Annotated in this window: 16 protein-coding genes; 9 read left to right on the top strand and 7 right to left on the bottom strand. The window is 69.9% G+C overall.

Annotated features, from left to right (window positions below):
• Nucleotides 1-112 precede the first annotated feature (112 nt).
• The 3 genes from VGL85_RS18865 to VGL85_RS18855 form a co-directional block, all read right to left on the bottom strand.
• Nucleotides 113-730 carry a GntR family transcriptional regulator gene (locus VGL85_RS18865; RefSeq protein WP_331590553.1) on the bottom strand — a complete coding sequence of 206 codons (618 nt, stop codon included), beginning with the start codon at nucleotides 728-730 and terminating at the stop codon, nucleotides 113-115.
• A 319-nt stretch (nucleotides 731-1,049) separates the two neighbouring features.
• Nucleotides 1,050-2,540 carry a S10 family peptidase gene (locus VGL85_RS18860; RefSeq protein WP_331590552.1) on the bottom strand — a complete coding sequence of 497 codons (1,491 nt, stop codon included), beginning with the start codon at nucleotides 2,538-2,540 and terminating at the stop codon, nucleotides 1,050-1,052.
• 10 nt (nucleotides 2,541-2,550) lie between these two features.
• Complete coding sequence (locus VGL85_RS18855; RefSeq protein ID WP_331590551.1) at nucleotides 2,551-3,717, bottom strand: aminotransferase class V-fold PLP-dependent enzyme; 1,167 nt, start codon at nucleotides 3,715-3,717, stop codon at nucleotides 2,551-2,553.
• Between the two features lie 244 nt (nucleotides 3,718-3,961).
• On the opposite strand from VGL85_RS18855, the gene VGL85_RS18850 reads away from it, so the two are divergent.
• From VGL85_RS18850 to VGL85_RS18835, 4 genes are all read left to right on the top strand, one after another.
• A complete protein-coding gene (locus tag VGL85_RS18850) occupies nucleotides 3,962-4,960 on the top strand; it encodes an ornithine cyclodeaminase family protein (RefSeq protein WP_331590550.1) in 999 nt (332 codons plus the stop codon).
• Complete coding sequence (locus tag VGL85_RS18845) at nucleotides 4,957-6,591, top strand: amidase (RefSeq protein WP_331590548.1); 1,635 nt, start codon at nucleotides 4,957-4,959, stop codon at nucleotides 6,589-6,591. Before VGL85_RS18850 ends, VGL85_RS18845 begins: the two co-directional genes overlap by 4 nt.
• A 215-nt stretch (nucleotides 6,592-6,806) precedes the next feature.
• Nucleotides 6,807-8,201 carry a S10 family peptidase gene (locus tag VGL85_RS18840; RefSeq protein WP_331590547.1) on the top strand — a complete coding sequence of 465 codons (1,395 nt, stop codon included), beginning with the start codon at nucleotides 6,807-6,809 and terminating at the stop codon, nucleotides 8,199-8,201.
• A 3-nt stretch (nucleotides 8,202-8,204) separates the two neighbouring features.
• On the top strand, nucleotides 8,205-9,518 hold the full coding sequence (locus tag VGL85_RS18835) for an APC family permease (RefSeq protein WP_331590546.1): 1,314 nt from the start codon (nucleotides 8,205-8,207) through the stop codon (nucleotides 9,516-9,518).
• On the opposite strand, the gene VGL85_RS18830 is transcribed toward VGL85_RS18835, so the two are convergent.
• Nucleotides 9,437-10,930 carry an amino acid permease gene (locus VGL85_RS18830; RefSeq protein WP_331590545.1) on the bottom strand — a complete coding sequence of 498 codons (1,494 nt, stop codon included), beginning with the start codon at nucleotides 10,928-10,930 and terminating at the stop codon, nucleotides 9,437-9,439. The genes VGL85_RS18835 and VGL85_RS18830 overlap by 82 nt on opposite strands.
• A 414-nt stretch (nucleotides 10,931-11,344) precedes the next feature.
• Here VGL85_RS18830 and VGL85_RS18825 point away from each other — a divergent pair, with 414 nt between their 5' ends.
• Nucleotides 11,345-12,934, top strand: a complete 1,590-nt coding sequence (locus VGL85_RS18825) for a PAS domain-containing sensor histidine kinase (RefSeq protein WP_331590544.1) — start codon at nucleotides 11,345-11,347, stop codon at nucleotides 12,932-12,934.
• A gap of 263 nt (nucleotides 12,935-13,197) precedes the next feature.
• Here the strand turns inward: VGL85_RS18825 and VGL85_RS18820 are convergent, their stop codons facing one another.
• Both VGL85_RS18820 and VGL85_RS18815 read right to left on the bottom strand, forming a co-directional pair.
• Complete coding sequence (locus VGL85_RS18820) at nucleotides 13,198-14,403, bottom strand: sensor histidine kinase (RefSeq protein WP_331590543.1); 1,206 nt, start codon at nucleotides 14,401-14,403, stop codon at nucleotides 13,198-13,200.
• On the bottom strand, nucleotides 14,393-15,691 hold the full coding sequence (locus VGL85_RS18815; protein WP_331590542.1) for a sigma-54-dependent transcriptional regulator: 1,299 nt from the start codon (nucleotides 15,689-15,691) through the stop codon (nucleotides 14,393-14,395). The genes VGL85_RS18820 and VGL85_RS18815 overlap by 11 nt, the downstream gene beginning before the upstream one ends.
• Nucleotides 15,692-15,824: 133 nt before the next feature.
• Between VGL85_RS18815 and VGL85_RS18810 the strand changes: the two genes are divergently transcribed.
• The 4 genes from VGL85_RS18810 to VGL85_RS18795 all read left to right on the top strand — a co-directional run bounded on the left by VGL85_RS18810 (nucleotide 15,825) and on the right by VGL85_RS18795 (nucleotide 20,845).
• A complete protein-coding gene (locus VGL85_RS18810; RefSeq protein WP_331590541.1) occupies nucleotides 15,825-17,117 on the top strand; it encodes an efflux RND transporter periplasmic adaptor subunit in 1,293 nt (430 codons plus the stop codon).
• A 22-nt stretch (nucleotides 17,118-17,139) separates the two neighbouring features.
• The gene (locus tag VGL85_RS18805) at nucleotides 17,140-17,820 is read left to right on the top strand and encodes an ABC transporter ATP-binding protein (RefSeq protein ID WP_331590540.1); all 681 of its coding nucleotides are present in this window, start codon (nucleotides 17,140-17,142) and stop codon (nucleotides 17,818-17,820) included.
• Nucleotides 17,821-17,826: 6 nt separating this feature from the next.
• Nucleotides 17,827-20,256 carry an ABC transporter permease gene (locus VGL85_RS18800; protein WP_331590539.1) on the top strand — a complete coding sequence of 810 codons (2,430 nt, stop codon included), beginning with the start codon at nucleotides 17,827-17,829 and terminating at the stop codon, nucleotides 20,254-20,256.
• Between the two features lie 271 nt (nucleotides 20,257-20,527).
• Nucleotides 20,528-20,845 carry an ABC transporter permease gene (locus VGL85_RS18795; protein ID WP_331590538.1) on the top strand — a complete coding sequence of 106 codons (318 nt, stop codon included), beginning with the start codon at nucleotides 20,528-20,530 and terminating at the stop codon, nucleotides 20,843-20,845.
• Nucleotides 20,846-20,916: 71 nt separating this feature from the next.
• On the opposite strand, the gene VGL85_RS18790 is transcribed toward VGL85_RS18795, so the two are convergent.
• Complete coding sequence (locus tag VGL85_RS18790) at nucleotides 20,917-21,183, bottom strand: cytochrome C oxidase subunit IV family protein (protein WP_331590537.1); 267 nt, start codon at nucleotides 21,181-21,183, stop codon at nucleotides 20,917-20,919.

Below are 21,183 nucleotides of genomic sequence, written 5' to 3'. Positions count from 1 at the left end.
CCGCTCGGATGGCGTGCGTGGTCGTGGCGCTGCCGTGGAGTATCTGGCCCATAGAGCCTCCCGATGTGAGCACTCAGCTAAGCTGAGTCCCCCACACAGCGGGACCAGACACCTAGGCCTGCCGCATGGTGTGGGCGCGCGACGACAGGATGTGCTCGCGCATGATCGCCGCGGCGCCTTCGCCGTCGCGCTTGCGCAGGGCGGCGAGCAGGCGCTCGTGCTCGTCGCGGCTGGAGTCCACGTTCTGGTCGCCCAGCGAGATGAACCAGATCCTGAGCGACCGCTCGTAGGCGCTCTTCAGCATGCCGATCAGAACCGCGTTGCGGGTGCTCTCGGCCAGGGCGAAGTGGAAGTCGCGGTCGATCATCAGCAGTTCTTCGAGGTTGCGGGCCAGCCGCGCCTCATGGCTGCGCGCCAGGATCGCCTCCAGGGCCTCCAGTTCGGTCTGGGTGATCCGCTTGGCGACCAGCCGCATGGCTTCGACCTCGACCAGCAGCCGGGCTTCATCGAGGTTGAAGTACTCGTCGATGCTGACCGCCCGCACGATGATCCCCTTGCGCGGGATCACATCGACCAAGTTCTCCTGCGCCAGATGGCCGATCGCCTGATGCACGGGGGTGCGGCCGATGCGCAGGCGCTCGCACAACTGGCGCTCGTTTATGTATTCGCCCGGCCGCAGGACGCAGGTGATGATGTCGCGCTTGATCGCCTCATAGGCAGTGTCCACCATGGAAGCGCCGCGACGGCGCGCGCGAGACGCGCGGGCCGGCGAACGCGCCTTAACGGGCTCCGTCGCGGCCGCGCGCGGCGGCGCCGGATCGGCGGAAGCTTCCTGGCGTGAAGCCTTCTTGGCGGCGGCGCGGTTCATGGACGGATCGTGACTTCCCAGCTCAATGGCCTTCGACGCCACGCAGGCTGCGTGCGGCGAAGGCGGTGATTCCCCGAACGCCCTTGGGCCCCCGACTATAGGGCGATTTCCGGGCGACGGCCAACGCTGTTCGTCTCCAGGAACGCCAGTGAAATCTCTCAGCCCGCGCAGCCGGCCGCCGTCACTCGGCCACTGCCGATGTGCGCTCGACGAAGGCGCGCAGGTCACGGGCGAAGGCCGAAAGGCTGGCGGCGTCGGAATAGAACATGTGGCCGCCGGGATAGGCGTGGAACGTCGCGTGCCCGGGCTTCACCGGCAGGTGCGAGGCCAGGAAGACACCGGTGGCGAACGGGGTGACGAGGTCGTCGTAGCCGCCGGCGATCATGATCTCCGCGTCAGGTTCCTTGGCGATGTAGTCGGTGAGATAGGTGGTCGCCGACGCCCGGCGCTTGTCGCCGAAGTACCAGGCCCCGGCGAGGGCGTGGTTCTCGAGCACGTAGGGGTCCTGACGGGTGACGCCGAGGCCGTGGCGCAGGTAGTCGCCGATCGCGGCCTCGACGATGGGCGTGGTCTGGCGCTGGGCCGGGTCGACGATCGCGCCCTCCCCCGGCTTGGCGGGCGGCCCGACGTAGCGGCCGTCGTAGCCGCCGAGCAACTGGCCCGGCGCGAACGCGCGGCGGTAAGTCTCCACGTCGAGCTTCAGGTCGTGATCCAGGATGAAGGCGGCGGGCAGGCCGCTGTAGGCCGCGACCCGGGCGGCGATCCGCGCGCGTTCGGCGCGCGGCAGGTCGCGGCCCTGGGTCAGGGCCGGCAGATACTGCTGGATCGCGAAGCGGCGGACCTCGGCCAGGAAGGCGCCCATGGTGCGGCCGCGGTGCGGGACGCGGCCGTGATACCAGGCGACCGCGGCGATTGAGGGAAGGCCCATAGCGGCGCCGGCCGCGTTCATCGGCCGAGGCCCGAGATCGTCGACGGTGAGCATCTGGCTGACCAGGATCACCCCCGCCAGATGCGTCGCGGGCCTGCCCCCGGCGGTCTTCAGCAGGTCACCGGTGACCAGGGCGGTGCGCGTCGCGCCATAGCTTTCGCCCAGGACGTACTTCGGCGAGGCCTCGCGGCCGTTGGCCCAGACCCAGGCGCGGATGAAATCCGCCATGATCTCCGCGTCGCCCAGGATGGTGGCGTAGGATTTCTTGGCGTCACCCGGCAGGGTGTGGCTGAAGCCCGTCTCCGGCGGGTCGATCAGCACGACGTCGGCGACATCGAGCGGCGCGTCGGGGTTCGGCGCGAGCCTGACCGGCGAAGGCGGCGGCGCGGTGAGGTCGGTCGGGAACACCGCGCGCATCGGCCCCAGCGCGCCCATGTGCAGGAAGGCCGAGGCCGTCCCCGGCCCACCATTGTAGGCGAAGATCACCGGCCGGCGCGCGGCGGACGCGCCGTCGGCGAGATAGGCCGTCGAGAAGATCCGCGCGATGGGAACGTTGTCGGCGCCGGTCACGACAAGGTCCCCGGCCTTGGCGGCGTAGCTGACCGCCTTGCCGCCGAAGACGCCGCGGTGCTGGCTCACCGCCATTCCGGCCGCTTCGCCGGCCGCAGGCTGCGCGCCGGCGTGGCCCGCGACGATCGCGCCGGCGGCGACGGCGGCGCTCAACAGGGCGAGGATGGATCTCATGGGCGTCTCCTCAGCTCAACGCGTCGAGCAGTCGCTCGATGTCCGCCGCGTCGTTGAACACCGAGGGCGAGACCCTGAAATGGCGCCGCGCCAGCGCGATCTTGACCTTGGCGGCCGCCAGCCGCGGCGCCAGCGCCTGCGGGTCGTCCAGCGCGCAGGCCACGATCGCCGAGGTCGAGTCCTGCGGCGTCAGCAACCGATACCCCAGGCGCGGCAGCTCGCTCATCAGTCTGCTCAGCAGGGGTTGGCGCCAGGCGCGGATGTTTTCGACGCCGAGACCCAGGATGTAGTCCAGCGACCAGTCGAGCTGCGCCAGAACGGCGTGCGGCAGGGTGCCCATGGCGAAGAAGCCGGAGGCGTCGTCGGTGGTCTCGTAGCCCTCCGGCCGCTGATACGGCGGATCCTGCGGGAAGGCCGGCGTGCGCCAGGCGGCGAGCTGGTAGTAGCCGAACTGGGTGCGCTTCAGGCGCGGCATGAGGTCGGCGCGCACATAGAGCATGCCCAGGCCGAAATCGCCCATCAGCCATTTGAAGCTGGAGCAGGCGGCGAAGTCGACGCCGCTCAGCTTGACGTCGATCGGCGTGCAGCCGGCGGCCTGGATGATGTCGGCGAACACCAGCCCGCCGTGGGCATGGGCCAGGTCGCAGATCGCCTTCAGATCATGCTCGAACCCATTGGTGTTCGAGACCAGGGATACCGCGACCAGCTTCACGCCTCGGCTGACGGCCACCTGAAGGTCGGCCATGGCGATCCGCCCGTCCTGGGCGCGCAACCACACCACCTCCGCGCCCCGCTTGGCGAGCTCGTCATAGAGATAGTAGGAGCCGAAGAAGTGCAGGGTGTCGGTCACCACCCGCCCGCCGCTCGCCGGCAGGTCGAGCGCGGCCAGGACGAGGTGCTCGGCCGCCGTGGTGCCGGGGACGAAGCAGACTTCGCTCGGGTGCGCATTGATCAGCCTGGCGAACCGCTCCAGCACGCGCTTCTCGGTGGCGCCCGCGAAGTAGCCCTCGCCGGCGCCCGCGAAGGTCCGCGCCGCCAGATAGGCCTCGGCGTTCGCCTTCGCTCCGAGGCTGACCGGATGCATGGTGGCGGAGTCGAGGTAGGCCAGCTCCATCGGGGCGAAATCCGCCTTGCGGGGAAAGGCGGCCGCGATCTGGGTCCGGGGTTTGTCGGTCACCCCCATAGGCCGCCGTCCCGGGTCGCCTGGCGCACGTCGAACACTCCACACCACCTGCGCCAAACCGCGCCTCTGCGCGCACGATGAAATATCACTGGCTCTGCGTCAACATGCAGGCAGCAGCAAGCTGCCCTGATTTGCCTATAAATCCCTGATATATCACTGGCCTATTTACAACATGATTGAGCGCGCTAGTCTGGCGGGCGACATACGGCGACCCCCTCGCCGGAGCGCAAGTCAGCCCATGGACGGATCAGCCCACTCGGACATCGCTGCGACGCGGCTGATCGGACCCGCGGAGGTCCGGCGGCGGCTGACCTACGAGGCGTGTATTCCGGCCGTCCGCCAGGCCATGGCGGACCTGTCCGCGGGCCGCACCCGCCAGCTGCTGCGAACCCACCTCGACCTGGGCCCCGGGCGCATCTTCGGCCTCATGCCCGGCGCCCTGGCTGTCGACGGCTATTTCGGCGCGAAGCTGGTCAGCGTGTTCGCCGATCCGGCGCGCCCCGGCCGCAGCCTGCACCGCGGCGTGGTGGTGCTGTTCGAGGCGGCCGGGGGCCGTCCCGTGTGCGTCGCCGACGCCGAGGAGATCACCGCGATCCGCACAGCCGCGGCCAGCGCCGTGGCGACCGACGCCCTCGCCCGGCCCGACGCGGCGGCGCTGAGCGTGCTGGGCTGCGGACGCCAGGCCGAGGCCCACGTGCGGGCCATCGGACGCGTGCGGGCGCTGCGTCAGGTGACCCTCTGGGGCCGCGACCCGGCCCGTGCAGCTACGCTCGCCGAGCGCCTGAACCACGCGGGCGTCGGCCCGGTAAGAACGGCCGCGTCCGTCGCCGCGGCCGTCGCGGACGCCGACATCGTCTGCGCGACCACCGGCGCTGTGGACCCGATCCTGCAGGGCGCCTGGCTCAACCCTGGCGTCCACGTGAACCTGGTCGGCTCCAGCGGCCCGGCGCAGGCGGAGGCCGACGCCGAGGTCGTGCGCCGGGCCCGCTACATCGTCGACAGCCGCGAGTCCGCCTTGGCGAAAGCGGCCGAATTCCTGCGGGCCCGCGAGGCCGGCGTGGTCGGCGATGACCACCTGCTGGGCGAGATCGGCGAGGTGCTGCTGGGCCGTCTCGCCAGCCGCACGGGCGCCGCCGACATCACCGTCTACAAGTCGGTGGGCCACGCCGTGCAGGACCTCGCCGCGGCGGCCTACCTCTACGAGAGCGGCGCCGGCGCGCCGACGGCGGCATTGTGAGGCGTCTTCTCACCATCGCGACGGCCGTCGTGGCGCTGACGGCCGGCGCCGGCGCGACCGCTGCGCCGCGGCCCCCTTCGGCCGCCTATCGCGTCGCCGAGAAATCGATCGGCGACCTGCGCGCGGACCTGGCCGCAGGCCGCGTGACCTCGGTCCAGCTCGTCCAGGCCTATCTGCGGCGGATCGACCGCCTGGACCGCCACGGCCCAAGCCTGCACAGCATCATCGCGCTGAACCCCGACGCCCTGGCCGAAGCCCGCGCGTGCGACGCCGAGCGCCGGAAGGGCCATCTGCGCGGACCGCTGCACGGGATCCCGATCGTCGTGAAGGACAACATCGAGACCGCCGACCCGGTGGCGACGACCGCCGGGTCGCTCGCGCTGGCCGCCAACGTCACCCATCGGGACGCGCCGCTCGTCGCGCGCCTGCGCGCCGCCGGGGCGGTCATCCTGGCCAAGGCCAATCTTTCGGAGTGGGCCAACATGCGCTCGGCGCTGCCGATCAGCGGCTGGAGCGCCATGGGCGGCCTCACGCGCAATCCCTACGCCACCGACCGCTCGGCCGAGGGGTCGAGTGCTGGCCCGGCGGCCGCCACGGCCGCGTCGCTGGCGGCGGCCGCCGTCGGCACCGAGACCGACGGCTCGATCGTCAACCCCGCCTCGGTGAACGGGCTCGTCGGGCTGAAGCCCACCGTGGGCCTGATCCCGCGGACCCACATCGTGCCGATCACCCATGTCCAGGACACCGCCGGCCCGATGGCCCGCAGCGTCGCCGACGCGGCGCTCCTGCTGTCGGTGATGGCCGGCCCCGATCCGGACGATCCCGCGAGCCAGCTGGCCCCGGCGATGAAGCCCGACTACCTCGCCGCCCTGAACCCCGCCGCGCTCAAGGGCGCGCGCCTGGGCCTGATGCGCTTCCGCCAGGCCTATGACCCCAAGGTCGAAGCCCTGCTGCACGCCGCTGAAGACGTGCTGCGCGCGCAGGGCGCCGAGGTGGTGGAGGTCCAGGTGACCGCCTCGCCGGCCGAGCTCGGACGTAACGAATTCATCGCCACCCTGTCCGAGATGAAGGCCGACCTGAACGCCTATCTCGCCACCACGCCGGCGACGGTGCGGACCCGCACCCTGGCCGACGTCATCGCCTTCAACGCCGCCCATGCCGGCCAGGAGATGCCGTTCTACCGCCAGGAGCGCTTCGAGCAGGCGCAGGCCGCCAAGCCGCCGGACGACCCCGACGTCAAGGCCGCCCGGCTCACGGCGACCCGCTTGGCGGGCCCCGAGGGCCTGGCGAAGCTCGCCGCCGAGAACCACCTCGACGCCCTGATCGCCCCGACGACCGGGCCGACCTGGGGCGTGGACCTGCTGGCGCCGGATCGTGGCTCCGGCCCCGCAACGTCCCAGATGCCGGCGCTGGCGGGCTGGCCGCATCTGACCGTTCCGATGGGCGAGGTGCTGGGCCTTCCAGTAGGCCTGTCGTTCATCGGCCCGCCCTGGTCGGAGGCGCGCCTGCTAGGGTTCGGCTACGCCTACGAACAGCACAGCCATGCACGACGGCCGCCCACCTATGTGCGGTTCGAGGACCTGCCGCAGGTCGCCCCCGGCGTCGCGCCCGCCAACCGGGCCTCACGATGAGAAGGCCGGCCCTGCTCGCCGCCGCCCTCCCGGAAGCCCGCCTTCGGCCCGCAGACCCCGCCGCGCGGGATCGACCCGGTGGTCCGCGCTGGTCCGACGGTCCGCGCGGGACGCCGCGGCCGGACAGGCAGCTTCGGCATCTCATCGCGTTCGCGGCCGCTGCGATCGCCGCCCCTGCGCTGGCCCAGCAGTCCCCTCCCACGCCCACGCCCCGCGTGGCCGTCACCCACCGCCAGGGCCGATTCAACGGCCAGGCGGTCGCCTATACGGCCACCGTCGCCGAGCACTTCCTGCACGACGCCAAGGGCGCGCCCACCGCCTCGGTGATCACCATCGCCTATGTCCGCGACGGCGTGGCCGATGCGGCGAAGCGGCCGGTGCTGTTCTGCTTCAACGGCGGGCCGGGCGCCTCTTCATCGCAGACCCACACCGAAGCCCTGGGGCCGAGGATCCACAGCAGCGACCGGCTGGGCGCCGCAGCGGCCGAGGCCTTCCGCGACAACCCGACGAGCCCGCTGGACGCGGTCGACCTGGTGTTCATCGACCCGGTCGGCACCGGTTTCTCGCGGCCGCTGCCGGGCGTGGACGGGCGGCCGTACTACAGCGTCACCGGCGACGCCCTGGAGGTGAAGGGGATCATCGCCGACTGGCTGAAGGCCAACCATCGCGAGGCCTCGCCGCGCTTCATGCTGGGCGAGAGCTATGGCACCAACCGCGCCGCGGCCATCGTCAAGAACGGCAAGGACCTGCCGTTCGACGGCATCCTGCTGGTGGCGCTGGCGTCGACGATCCCAGGCCGCGAGATGCCATATGTGACCACGCTGCCGACCATGGCCGCCGGCGCCTGGTATCACCGCCGGATCGAGCGGCGCGGGCGAACGGTGGGCCAGGTGTTCGACGAAGCACTGGCCTTCGCCCGCACCGAATATATCACCGCCCTGATCGAGGGCGCGAGCCTGCCGCCCGCCGAGAAGCATCGCGTCGCGCAGCGCATGTCCAAGCTCATCGGCCTGCCAGTCGACTTCATCGAGGCGCACAACCTGCGCATCTCGAAGAACGACTACATGTTCAACCTGTTGAAGGACGAAGGCCTGCGCACCGGCCTGCTGGACGTGACGGTGACCGGCCCGCTGGAGCCAGGCCAGGAGGGCGCGCTCGACGACCCGGCGCTGGGCGTGGTCCCGCCGCGCGCGCCCGGCGCGCCGCCGCCGGCGCCGCTGACTCCGGACAGGATCGGCCCGGCGCCCTCGCCCGCCGTCGGCCACTACCTCACCGGCGAGCTGAAGTTCCCGACCACGGACACCTACATCGGGATCAACTTCTCGGTGAACGCCCGGTGGAACTACGAAAGCCGGTCGAACGACTTCGAGGCGCTCGCCGCGGCCATGCGGGCCAATCCCAAGCTCAGGCTGTTCTGGGCCGCCGGCTACTATGACCTGACCACGCCGGCCTATGCGGCCCGCTACACCCTGGACCAGGCCGGGACGCCCGCGGGACAGCTGGATGCGCACTATTTCGCCGGACCGCACGGGGTCTATTCCGGCGACCCGGCCAACCGCGCGCAGTTCGACAACGCCGTGCGGGCCTTTGTCCTGCCGGCCCGGCGCTAGGGCATGGACGCAACAGCGGGGCCGACGGGCCTGAAGCCCGCTGTGCGGCTCCTCGACCTGGTGATGTTGGGCGCCGGCACGGCGATCGGCGCGGCGATCTTCACCGTCCTGGGGCCCGCCGCGAAGGTGGCCGGCTCCGGCCTCCTGATCGCCACCCTGCTCTCGGCCTTGCCGATGGCGCTGTTCGCCCTGGTCTACGCCTGGCTGGCCTCCGCGGCGCCGGCCACCGCGGCGTCCTACGAGTGGCAGCGGCGCTTCACCCGTCCTGGCCTGGCCTTCGCGATCGTCTGGCTGCGGGTGCTGTCGAACGCGGTGGTGATGATCGTGCTGGCGCGCACGCTGACCAACTACCTTTCGGTGTTGGCCACGTTCCCGGTCAAGCCGGCCATGCTGGCGATGTTCACCGTGATCTTCGTGCTGAACTACCTGGGCGTGGCGGTGGCCGCGCGCGTGCAGACCGCGCTGATGCTGCTGCTGCTGGCGGTGCTCGCGGTCTTCGTGGCGGCCGCCGGACCTCACCTGAAGCCCGCCTTGTTCGGCCAAGCCCTCAGCGGCGGCTGGGTCCCGATCGCCACCGCCATGCCGCTGATGATCCAGCTGTTCCTCGGCATCGAGACCTCGACGGAGATCGGCGAGGAGGTGGCCGACGCCCGGCGTGTCGTGCCGCTGGGGATCGCCGGCGCCCTGGCGCTCACCGCCGCCGTGTATCTGGCGGTGACCTTCGCGGCCCTGAGCCTGATCGGCCCGCAACGGCTCGCGGCCAGCGCCGCGCCGCTGCTGGACGCAGCCCGCACCGTGCTCGGCCGTTTCGCCGCGCCGCTGATCGTCGGCGGCGCGACCCTGGCGCTCGTGAAGTCGATGAACGCGATCTTCCTGGTCTACGCCCGGTTCCTGTTCGCCATGGGACGTGCGGGAACCCTGCCGGCGGCCCTGGGGCGCATCCATCCGCGGTTCGGCACCCCGCATGTGGCCACCATCTTGGCCTTCGCTGCGTCCGTCGCCGGGCTGGCGCTGCCGTCCAGCCTGCTGTTCCTGCTGCTGGCGGTGAATGTGCCGACGATGATGAAGTACCTGGGCACCTGTCTGGCGGCCTACAGCGTGGCCGCGAACCATCCGCAGGTCGCCGCCGCCGCGCGCCTCAGGCTCGCGCCAGGACTCGTGAAGGCGCTCTCCGTCCTGGGGATGATCGCCGCGATCGCCATCGCGACGGTCGGGCTCGGCGCGGATGTGCGGCCCTATGAGCTGCTGGCCGTCTGGCTCGGCGTCGGACTGGCCTGGTACGCCTGGCGCAAACGCGTCGCCGAACGGCGGCCGTAGAGGGCGTAGATCAACCCCCCGACAACGGTCCAGCCGCCGTAGAGCGCCCAGCTTGGCCCCGGCAGGCCGGCCAGCAAATAGACGCAGATCCCGGCGCCCAGCAGCGGGATGATCGGGCTCAGCGGGACCCGGAAGGGTCGTTTGAGGTCGGGTCGGGTCCGGCGCAGGACGATCACGCCGACGCAGACCGCGATGAACACGCTGAGCGTTCCCAGCGATACCAGCTGCACGAGGATATCGATCGGGAAGAGGCCGGCCAGGATCGCCACCGCCGAGCCCGCCACAAGCGTCGCGAGCCTGGGCGTCCGCGTCTTCGGGTCCAGGCGCGCCAAGGGCCTTGGCAGCAGGCCGTCGCGCGCCATCGCGTAGAGCACCCGCGGCTGGGCCAGCAGCACCACGAGCATCACCGAGGCCAGCCCGACGATGGCGGCGGCGTCGATCACCGGAACCAGGCAGTCCAGCGCCCCGCCGGCCCCGCGCAACGCCACGGTCAAGGGATTTGGCGCGTTCAGAGCGCCGTAGGGCACAAGCCCGGTCAGAACGAGCGAGACCCCGCCATAGAGCAGCGTGCACAGCACCAGGGAGCCCAGGATGGCGATCGGCAGGTTGCGCTGCGGATTCCTGACCTCCTGGGCCGTCGTGGCCAGCGCGTCGAAGCCCAGGTAGGCGACGAAGACCACCGCCGCGCCGCGCAGCATGCCGCTCCAGCCAAAGTGACCGAAAGCGCCTTGATTGGGCGGGACGAACGGTCGCCAGTTCTGCGGATGAACGTAGTGGGCGCCGAAGCCGAGGAAGAGGACGAGCGCGGCGAGCTTCAGGAGCACGATCAGCGCGTTCGCCGTCGCCGAGAGCCCGATCCCGCGGCTCGCGACGAACGCTATCGCCAGCACAAGCGCCACCGCCGGCAGATTGATCAGTCCGGCGTGCGCCACGCCGAGCGGCGCGGAGGTTAGCGCCGGCGGCAGATGCACGCCGACCGCGTTCAGCAGGTTGACGCAATAGGCTGACCAGCCGACCGCGACGTAGGACGCCGCGAAGGCGTATTCCATCAGCAGGTTCCATCCCATCGCCCAGGCGACGACTTCCCCGAGCGTGGCGGAGGCGTAGGTATAGGCGCTGCCGGAGACCGGCATCAGCGATGCGAACTCCGCATAGCAGAGACCGCAGAACGCACAGCCGACGGCGGCCAGCACGAACGAGAGCACGATGGCCGGACCGGCGAACTGCGCCGCAGCGCTGCCGGTCACCACGAAGATGCCCGCGCCCACAATCACCCCGACGCCCATCAGGATCAGGCGGATGGGGCCGAGGCTCCGTTGCATTTCAGGCCCGCCCACGCCCTCGGCGGCCTTCAGCAGATCCTCGACGGCCGTTACCCGGAACAGGCCGGCCAATGTCTCCGATTTCCGCATCTCGTCTCCACTGACCGGCAGTCTGGTCGTTCTGTGATATTTCAGTGCGACGCACGTCCGTCAACAGGATCTCCGGCCTTGGCCAGTGTCGCCGCGCCGATCCGCCGCGCGCGGCGCGACGGCGAGGGACGGAAACGGTCAAGGTCTCCCGGGCCGGCCTTGCAAACCTCGGCGAGGAGTCGTGAGCACCCGCTGGGACAGCGGCGCTGAAGCGCCCTTAGGCCGACAGGTGACGTCGAAACGGTCTGAACGGATCGACCCTGGGAGTTCTCGGATACGCCGCCAGCAGGCATTGGGTGCTGAGTCCAAAAAAGCGACGCCTGAACGAAACAGGCGTAAGCGGACCCAACCGCGAGCCATGAGCGTTGGAATCCGCGGCGGCGCCGAAGCAGTCGGCCATCCGACGTGGAGTATATGGTGCAGAAGGATGATCGCGGCGGCCCGCCGCATACTGAGGAAAGCCAGTATCGACGCCTGGTCGAGGCGATCAGCGACTACGCCATCTACATGCTCGACCCCACAGGCGTCGTGACGAGTTGGAACCTCGGGGCCCGGCGCGTGAAGGGCTACGCGGCCGAAGAAATCATCGGCCAGCATTTTTCCCGCTTCTACACCGAAGAGGACCGGAACGCCGGCCTGCCGCAACATGGTCTCGACACCGCGCGGCGCGAGGGACGCTGGGACACCGAAGGTTGGCGGGTGCGCAAGGATGGCAGCCGCTTCTGGGCGCACGTCACCATCGAGCATATCCGCGACGAGGACGGGACGGTCATCGGCTTCGCCAAGATCACCCGCGACCGGACGGAGCAGCATGAGGCGCAACAGGCGTTGGAAGAGACGCGGCAGGCGCTGTTCCAGTCCCAGAAGATGGAGGCCGTCGGTCAACTGACCGGCGGCATCGCCCACGACTTCAACAATCTGCTGACGGTCATCATCGGCGGCCTGGACACCACCCAACGCAGCATCGAAGCAAATCCCCGGGCGGAAAAGGCCTTGGGCCTGGCCAGGCTCGCTGCGGACCGGGCGGTCAATCTGACTTCGCGCCTGCTGGCCTTCTCGCGCCGCCAGCCGCTTCAACCGGTTGCGGCGGACCTCAATCTGCTGGTCCGGCGCATGACCGAACTGCTCCACCATTCCCTGGGCGAGCGGGTTGAACTGGAGGGCGTGCTCTACCCTCGCCTATGGCCGGTGGAGGTGGATCAGAACCAGCTCGAGGCCGCCGTACTGAACCTGGCCGTCAATGCTCGTGACGCCATGCCAAGCGGCGGCAAGCTGACGATTGAGACCGCCAACACCTACCTCGATGAGACCTACCAGGAGACCGACACGGAAGTGATCCCCGGCCAGTACGTCCTGCTGTCGGTGACCGACACCGGCCCTGGGATTCCAAAGGAAAATCTCGGCCGGGTGTTCGAGCCGTTCTTCACCACCAAGGAAGAGGGTAAGGGCACCGGCCTCGGCCTCAGCATGGTCTACGGCTTCGTCAAGCAGTCCGGCGGGCACGTCACGATCTACAGCGAGCCCAACGAGGGAACTTGTGTGAAGCTCTACTTCCCCCGCTATCTCGGCGCGGCGCCTGCGGAAACAACCGCGGGCGACCACCGTCCGATCGGCGCTGCGGAGGGCGAGGTGGTGCTCCTCGTCGAGGACAACGAGGCCGTGCGCGCCTACAGCGTGATGAGCCTGACGGAACTCGGCTACCGGGTGCTTGAAGCCGTTGACGCCGAAGGGGCCCTGCCCATCCTGAGAAGCGACCAGCGGATCGATCTGTTGCTCACTGATGTGGTGCTGCCCGGCCGCAGCGGTCGGCAGCTGGTGGACGAGGCGGCGGGAATCCGGCCCGACCTGAAGGTGCTCTACACCACGGGCTATTCGCGCAACGCGATCATCCACCAGGGCCGGCTCGACGCGGGAGTCGAACTGCTACCCAAGCCGTTCACCTACGATCAGCTCGCAGCCCACCTCCGGCGCGTTCTGGACGCGCCCAAGCGAAAGCCGTCCTGAGCGCCACCGACGAGTTTCATGGCCGATGCCGCGTGGGCCGAAATCAGGCGCGCCACCACCTGACTAGCCATCCGCGAGCGCCGTGCTCCTGATGTGATCAAGGCGTTCCCGAAAGCCCGCCGCCTGATCGATCTCGCCCACCGCCTGAACGAGAGCGGCCCGTGGCAATGAAGGCGCAGTGATCTTCGGGTCTACCGGTAGCCGTTGGTCCGCAATGCGCCGGGAGCAGACATCGGCTTCGGTCCTGACGGCGGAGTTGGCCATTAAAACGCAAGCAGGAAGCAGGCGCCTTCATTGGACGGTTCCAACAGCAATTGCCCGCCCTGGCTGACAATGGCCTGGCGGGCCAGCGCGAGGCCGATGCCCGCCCCACCCGGCTTCGTGGTGAAAAAGGGACGGAAGATTTCATTCGACTGGGCGGACGGCACGCCAGCGCCATTGTCGCCGACCGAGATCGCCGCGCCCTCCCCCGAGGGATAGGCCGCGAGCCGCACCGTGGGCGGGGTCCGCCCACCGGCAAGGGCGGCTTCGGCCGCATTGGTCAGCAGGCCCAACAGCGCCTGACCGGTGAGGTCGGGGTCGAGATGGATCAAAATGTCCGGCCGCGGCGGGGCCAATTCAAGACACACGCCCTGCGGCGTCCAGCGGGTCTCGAAGAGCTGCGCGGCTTCGGCCAGCAGGTCGCCCAGGCTGATCCGCCGCGGCGCGGGGGCGGGCAGCCGGGCGAGGCGGCGATAGGCCTCCACGAACCGATGCAGGCCGTCCGCGCGCCGGGCGATCACCCCGACCGACGTGCGCGCCACCTCGAGATCCTGCGGCCGGCCCTCCGCCAGCACCTCGGCCGCGCTCTGGGCGAGGGACGCGAGCGGCGTGAGCGAGTTCATAAGCTCGTGGCTCAACACCTGCAGCAGTTCGCGCAAGGCCGCGGCCTCGGCCGCCTGCAGCTCGGCCTCGATGTCGGTCAGCGCCGCCAGCCGCAGCGCCGCGCCGGGGGCAGTGACGTCGGAGACGGCGATGGCGTAGGTCCGCGCGATCCCGGCCTCGGTCAGACGCACCGTGCGCCTCGTCTCGGGCGGCGCGCATAAGGCCTGAATCACCGCCTCGGCGGCGGGTCCGGTGATGACGTCGTCGGTGCGGAACAGCCGCCGCGCGGCGCGGTTGACGGCGTGTGCAGGTTCGCCCGCGCGCCAGCTCACCAGCGGCGCCGGGGCCTGGTCGAGGAAGGCCTGCAAGGTGCGTCGGGCGCGTTCGCGCTCGACGTGGTCGATGGCTGGCCACGGCTCGACCCTGGCCTCGGCGCCCCGCCGCGCGCCGCGCGTCGCCGTCCACAGAACCAGACCGGTCGCGACGAGGACCAGCAGGACCGCGTTGGCCGGCAGCCCCCTGCGCCAGGCTTCGATCGCCAGGCTTCCACAAGCGAACACCAGCAACTGGGCGATGACGCCCGTCCAGAACCGCTTAGAGCCCATGCTTGACCATTCGCCGGTAGAGCGCCGCCCGCGTCAGGCCAAGCTCGCGGGCGGCGCGGGTGACGTTGTGCCCGTGCCGCTTCAGGGCGGCTTCGACGATGGTGCGCTCCGACCGCGCGAGGTTGAGGTCGGGCGCGCCGGCCGCGGCGACGGATGGCCCTGGCGTCGGAACGGCGAAGTCGGCTGCGGTAAGCACGTCGTCGTCCGACAGCACTACGGCCCGCTCGGCGAATTGGCGAAGACCCCGCACCTGGCCGGGTGGCGGCTGGGTCTTCACGAGGTCGATGGCCGAGGAATCGAGCGGCTTGGGCGCTCGACCATAGCGACGGGCGAACAGCCGGATGAAGTGCTCCAGCAGGAGCTCCAGATCCTCGCCGCGCGCCGCCAGCGGCGGCAGGACAGCCTCCACCGTATTGAGCCGCGCCAACAGATCGTCGCGCAGGCCCGCCAGGCCTTCGGCGCGGCGGCGGGTGGTGGAGATCAACCGCACGTCGGGCGCCGCCTCAAGCAGGGCGAGCAGCCGCGCCTCGGCGGCGGGTGAAAGGTCGGCGATCTCGTCCAGTAGCAGGGTCCCGCCCCGCGCCTGCCCGATCGCGACGTCCAGAGCCCCGGCGGCGATCTCGCCCAGCCCACGGATATCCAGGCGCACGAGTTCGCCTGGGCGGCCGGAGCGGGCGTGGATCACCCGCGCGGCGAGATCCTTGCCCGTCCCGGCTTCGCCGTGCAGCAGCACCGCCGCCCCGGTCGGCGCGACGCGGGCGATGAGGTCGCGCAGCCGCCGCATGGGTGCGCTGTCGCCCAGGATCAGCAGGTCCTCGTCCAGGGCCGGCGCGTCCTGCGCCGATCCCGTCGCCGTGAGAGCGGACCGCGGTCGTCGCCTTAGCGCAGCCGCCGCGCGCACCGTCTCCAGGAAGCGCGGGTTGTTCCAGGGCTTCATGACGAAGTCGGCTGCGCCCGCCTTCATGGCGGCGACCGCCACGTTGACCCCGCTGTGGCCGGTCACCACCACGACCACCGCCTCGGGATCGTGAGCGCGGATTTCGGCCAGCCAGGCGAAGCCCTCTGCGCCGGAGGTGGCGCCGCGCGCGAAGTTGAGGTCGAGCAGGATGACATCGACAGGCTGGGCGGCCAGCACGCTCCAGGCCTCCGCCGGACTACGCGCCACGGCGAAGCCGAAGCCGTTGCGTTCGAGCAGCACCTGGGCGGAGGTCAGCACGTCCGGATCGTCGTCGACGAACAGGACGCGGGCCCGATCTTCCGCGGTTTCGCTTGACAGCCCTTGCGCCATGTCCGGAAACGAACACCTCGTCCGAAAGCGGGCGGACAGCTGTCGCCCGACAGAGAATTCCCAACGAAAACGTGTGGTTAGATCGCGTCGCTCGCGGGGTTAAGCTGACGCCGAACCTTGCATCCAAGGCCCGATGACGTCCAGTTCCCACGTTTCCGCCGTGACCGCGTCCGGCAGCCAGATGGACCGCCCGTTGGCCTCGCCGCGACGGCGGCGGTGGCTCTGGATCGGCGGCGGCGGCGCGGCGGCCGCGACGCTCCTGGCCGGGCTCCTCTGGCTGCTGCCGGGCGCCCATTCCGTCGCCGTGAAGGCCAGCGAGGTGCAGATCGCGACGGTGCGGCGCGAGCCCTTCCAGGACTATGTGCCCCTGCGCGCCGAAGCCGCGCCCCTGACCCAGACCTTGGTCACCGCGGTCGAGGGCGGCCAGGTGGAGAAGGTGCTGGTCCTCGATGGCTCGGAGGTCGCGGCCGGCCAGCCGTTGGCGCGGCTGATCAATCCGCAACTGCGGCGCACGGTGGTCGCCCAGGAGGCCGACATCGCCGGCAAGCTGGGCGACGTCAGCAACCAGGAGCTGACCCTGCAGCACGCCCAGGCCGACCGCGAACGCGAACTGGCCCAGGCGCAGTACGACCTGCAGAAGTCGAAGCAGGAGCTGGCCAAGCGCCAGATCCTGTTCGACCAGGGCATCGAGTCCGCCGCCGCCCTGAAGACCTATTCCGATGACGCGACCTACTACACCCAGCGGGTCGCCGCGCTGCAGGCCAGCGGCGCGCGCGAGAGCACCATGGCCGGCGACGCCGACGGCCGCATCCGCACCCTGTCCGGTCGGCTGAACGACGATCTCGCCGCGGTCGAGGCCAGTCTGGACGCCCTGATCGTCAAGGCGCCGACCACGGGCCGGCTGACCAACTTCCTGCTGCAGCCCGGCCAGGCGCTCAAGGCCGGCGACACCGTCGGTCAGGTGGATTCCGAAGGCGACTACAAGCTGACCGCCGAGGTGGACGAGTTCTACCTGGGGCGCGTCGCCATGGGTCAGGCCGCCGTCGCCGACCTCGACGGGCGACAAGTCCCCCTGAGGGTTTTCCGCGTCCTGCCTCAGGTGGTGGAGGGGCGCTTCCACGTGGAGTTCGCCTTTTCACGCCCGCCGCCGGCGCTGCGCCGCGGCCAGTCCCTCGATGTCCGCCTGATCCTGGGCGACACCCATCCGGCGGTGACCTTGCCCGATGAGGCCTGGATGGAATCGTCGGGCGGCGCCTACGCCTTCGTGTTGCGCCCCGACGGCCGGCAGGCGGATCGCCGCGCCATCGTCGTTCGCCGCCGCAACCCCGAGCAGGTAGAGGTGGCTCAAGGCCTCAGCCCCGGCGAGCGGGTGGTGGTCTCCTCCTACGCCGGCCTTTCGTCCTACGCCCACCTCATCCTCCGTTGAGAGACGCCCCAAGGAAACGCCCATGATCGTGCTCGCCGACATCAACCGCCTGTTCCGCTCCGACGAGGTCGAGACCACCGCGCTGCGGTCCATCGATCTCACCATCGAGGAGGGAGAGTTCGTGGCGATCATGGGCCCGTCGGGCTGTGGCAAGTCCACGCTGCTCAACACGCTGGGCATGATCGACCGGCCGACCAGCGGCCGCTACCTGTTCCGCGGCCAGGAGGTCACCGACCTGGACGAGGCGGCGCTCGCGCGCATGCGGCGTGACAACCTGGGCTTCGTCTTCCAGAGCTTCAACCTGATCGATGAGCTGACCATCGCCGAGAACGTCGAGCTGGGCCTCGTCTACCGCCGCTGGGCCGGCAAGGACCGCAAGGCCCGCGTCGAGGCCGCGCTCGACCGGGTCGGCGTCGCTCACCGCTCGCGGCACTATCCGCACCAGCTTTCCGGCGGCCAGCAGCAGCGCGCCGCCATCGCGCGGGCCATCGTCGGCCAGCCGGCCTTGATCCTCGCCGACGAGCCCACCGGCAATCTCGACAGCGAGAACGGCGAGCAGGTGATGGAGATCCTCAAGAGCCTGAACCGCGAGGGCGCGACCATCGTCATGGTCACCCATTCGCCGTCCCACGCCGACATCGCCAAGCGCGTCGTCAACATGCTCGACGGCCGCATCATCGTCTCGGCCCGCCGCGCGGCCTGAGGCGGCATGTTCGCCTACTGGATCCTGACGTTCTACCGCTCGGTCGCGCGGCATAGGCTCTATGCGGCGATCAATGTACTGGGCCTGGCGCTGGGCGTGGCGGTGTTCCTGGTGCTGATGCTGGTGGTGCGTTTCCAGTCCAGCTTCGAGCAGTGGATCCCGCACGCGGACCAGATCTACTTGGTGCGCTCCAAAGACGTGCTGGGGAACTGGTATCCCAATGTGTTCCCCGGGATGCTGGACGAACTTCGCGGCGACTATCCGCAGCTGGTGGCGACCCATGCCATGGGCGTTGAAGCCACCGTCCGGCGAGGCGCCGCCGTGACACCTGCGAAGGTGTCGATGGTGGACCCGAGCTTCTTCAAGGTCTTCGACCTGCCGCTGGCCGCTGGCGACAAGGCCCAGTTGCTGCAATCGCCCGATGACCTGGTGATCACCCAAAACACGGCCCGCCAGTACTTCGGCGCCGCCAATCCCATCGGCCAGCGCCTGACGCTGGATTTCAACAAGCAGCTCCACGACTACCGCGTCGTGGGGGTGATCAAGGACCGTCCGCCGACGACCGACATGAGCGCCGAGTTCCTGGTTCGCCTGGAGGTTCCGACGCCCGAGGCGAATCCCAACTGGCGCGAGTGGGGCTACAACACCACCACGACCTATCTGCGGTTTGCCTCGCCCGCGCAGGCCAAGGTGTTGAGCGACGACCTCGATCGCTTCATCGACAGGCACGTGGGGACCTCAACGCACCGGCGGTCGCGCAAGAACATCACCCTGCAGCTGACGCCACTGCTCAAGATGCATCTGATCACCCCGCCTGCCGAGGCGATCGTCGCGGCGGTCGCAGCGGTGGCGGTCCTGACCTTGCTGCTGGCGGCGGTGAACTACGTGAACCTGGCGACCGCGCGGGCCTCGATGCGGGCCAAGGAGGTGGCGCTGCGCAAGGTGCTGGGCGCGACGCGGCCGGGGCTGATCGCCCAGTTCGTGGGTGAGTCGGTAGTGGTCGCGCTCTGCGGCGCCCTGATCGGGTTGGCCATCTGCGAGCTGGTCCTGCCGCTGTTCAGCGCGGCCATCGGCGTCACCCTGAAGCTCGACTACCTCGGCGACCCCTGGCTCGCCGGGATGATGGCCTTCGTGGTCCTGGTGGTGGGCGTCGGCTCAGGGCTTTACCCGGCCTTCCTCCTGTCGCGCTTCCAGCCTGCCAGCGTGCTCGCCTCGGCGCGCTCCCCCGGCGGCGGGCGGGCGGGCTCGCGGCTGCGCGAGGCCCTGGTGGTCCTGCAATTCGCCATCGCCATCGGCTTCACCATCGGCATGGCGGTGATCGTCGCTCAGGCCGCCTATCTGCATCGCGCCGACCTGGGCTTCCGGCGGCAGGGCCTGATCGAGGTGGATTCCTTTCCGCACGAGGACGTCACGCCCGAACAGCGCGCCAGCCTGCTGACCGCCTGGCGCGCGGAGCCCGGCGTGGTCGGCGCAGCGCAGGCTGACGGCAAGCCCGGCGATCCCGGCGACCGCATCTCGCACTTCAAGCGCGCGAGCGCGCCGGGCGACGGCCCGATCATCCACTTCGCCTCGATCGGGCCGGATTTCCTGCAGACCTTCGGCGCGCGGCTGCTGGCTGGCCGGCTTCCCGATCCCAGCCGCGCCGCCGACTTCTCCGCCTCGTCTCAGCAGGCCTTCTTCGGCTCGCCGCAGGAGGCTGCGACCACCGTCAACATCGTCCTCAACGCTCAAGCCGTAAAAGCGCTGGGCTTCCAAAGCCCCCGCGGCGCTTTGGGTCAGGTTCTGACCTCCAACGGCAGGCGATTCATGGTCGTCGGAGTGATCCGCGACATGCGGTTCCATTCGCCCCGCGAACCGGTCGAGCCCTTCATCTATTGGTCGTTCTCGGGGAGCATCGATTTTGGCGAGGCGGCCGTCCGGTACGCCGGGGTCGACACGGACGCGCTGATGGCGCGGATGGCGGCGGACTGGCGTCGGATCGTGCCCACCGAGCCGTTCGAGGCCAAGACCGTCGTGGCCAAGCTTGAGCACTACTACCAGACTGACAACCAGATCAGCCGCATGCTGACGCTGGCGGCCGTGCTGGCGGTGATGATCGGCTGCATCGGCCTTTACGGGCTGGCCTCGTTCAACACCGCCCAGCGGGTGCGCGAAATCGGCATCCGCAAGACGCTCGGCGCCTCGAGCCGCGATATCCTGCGGCTGTTGATGGGCCAGTTCCTGCGGCCGGTGGTGCTGGCCAACCTGCTGGCGTGGCCCTTGGCCTACATCGCGCTCCGCGCCTACCTGCTGGGCTTCGATCAGCGGGTCGCGCTGACCCCGGCCTACTTCGCCATAGCCTCAGTCATGACGCTCGCGATCGCGGCCGTCACCGTGGCCGGTCAGGCCCTGTTCGTGGCCCGCGCCCCGCCGTCCAAGGCGCTTCGCCATGAATAGCGCCGCGCGTCCCTATCCGCTCATCGCGCCGGGAGTTCGCCCTGCTGACCAACTACGCCCTGTCGCTCTACCGCACACTCACTCGCCACCGGCTCTATGCGGCGCTGAACACGCTGGGGCTGGCGCTCGGCATCGCGGTCTGCCTGATCCTGCTGCTCGTGGTCCGTTTCGAGACCAGCTTCGACAAGTGGATTCCCGATGCGGCAAATATCTACCGCATCAACACGACCTGGCTTACCTCCGGTCGGGCGCCGAATAACGTGCCGACGGCTTGGCGGGCTTCAACACCTCGCGTCGCTTCAAAGAGATCGGCATCCGCAAGACGCTGGGCGCCTCAACCGCCGACGTTCTGCGCCTGCTGATCGGCGAATTCCTGCGCCCAGTCCTCTGGTCCAACCTGATTGCCTGGCCGGCGGCCTACCTGGCCATGCGCTGGTGGCTGGCGGGCTTCGATCAGCGGATCGCCTTGAACCCCGCCTATTTCCTCGCGCCCAGCCTGGCGGCCCCGCTCGTTGCGATGTTGACGGTCGCCGAGCAGGCAATCCGCGTCAGCCGGGCCGAGCCATCGCGAGCGCTGCGATATGAATAGGCCGAAGGCAGAACGGGAGACTGGGAGGGACAAGACCTCGACGCTCCGAAGATTCGCTTCAGGCCGGACGCTCAGCGGGTCAGCAGGTCGGCCTGGGTGAGGCCGAGCAGGATGGCGAGCCAGGCCAGGAACGCCACCGCAACCAGCCGCGCCAGCCCGCGCTGCTCGCGCACATGCATGAACACCCAGAAGATCAGCCCGGCCTTGGCGAAGGCGACCGCCAGGTTGATCACCGGCTTCCAGGCGCCGAACGGGCTGAACGTCGCGCCCACGGTGGTGGCGAGCAGCACCATCAGCGCCACCCAGACACCGACCAGGGTGATGACCGGGCGCGCCAC

The sequence above is a fragment of the Phenylobacterium sp. genome (assembly GCF_036501465.1).
Taxonomy (GTDB): Bacteria; Pseudomonadota; Alphaproteobacteria; order Caulobacterales; family Caulobacteraceae; genus Phenylobacterium.
This window is presented reverse-complemented; position numbering and strand designations above follow the sequence as displayed.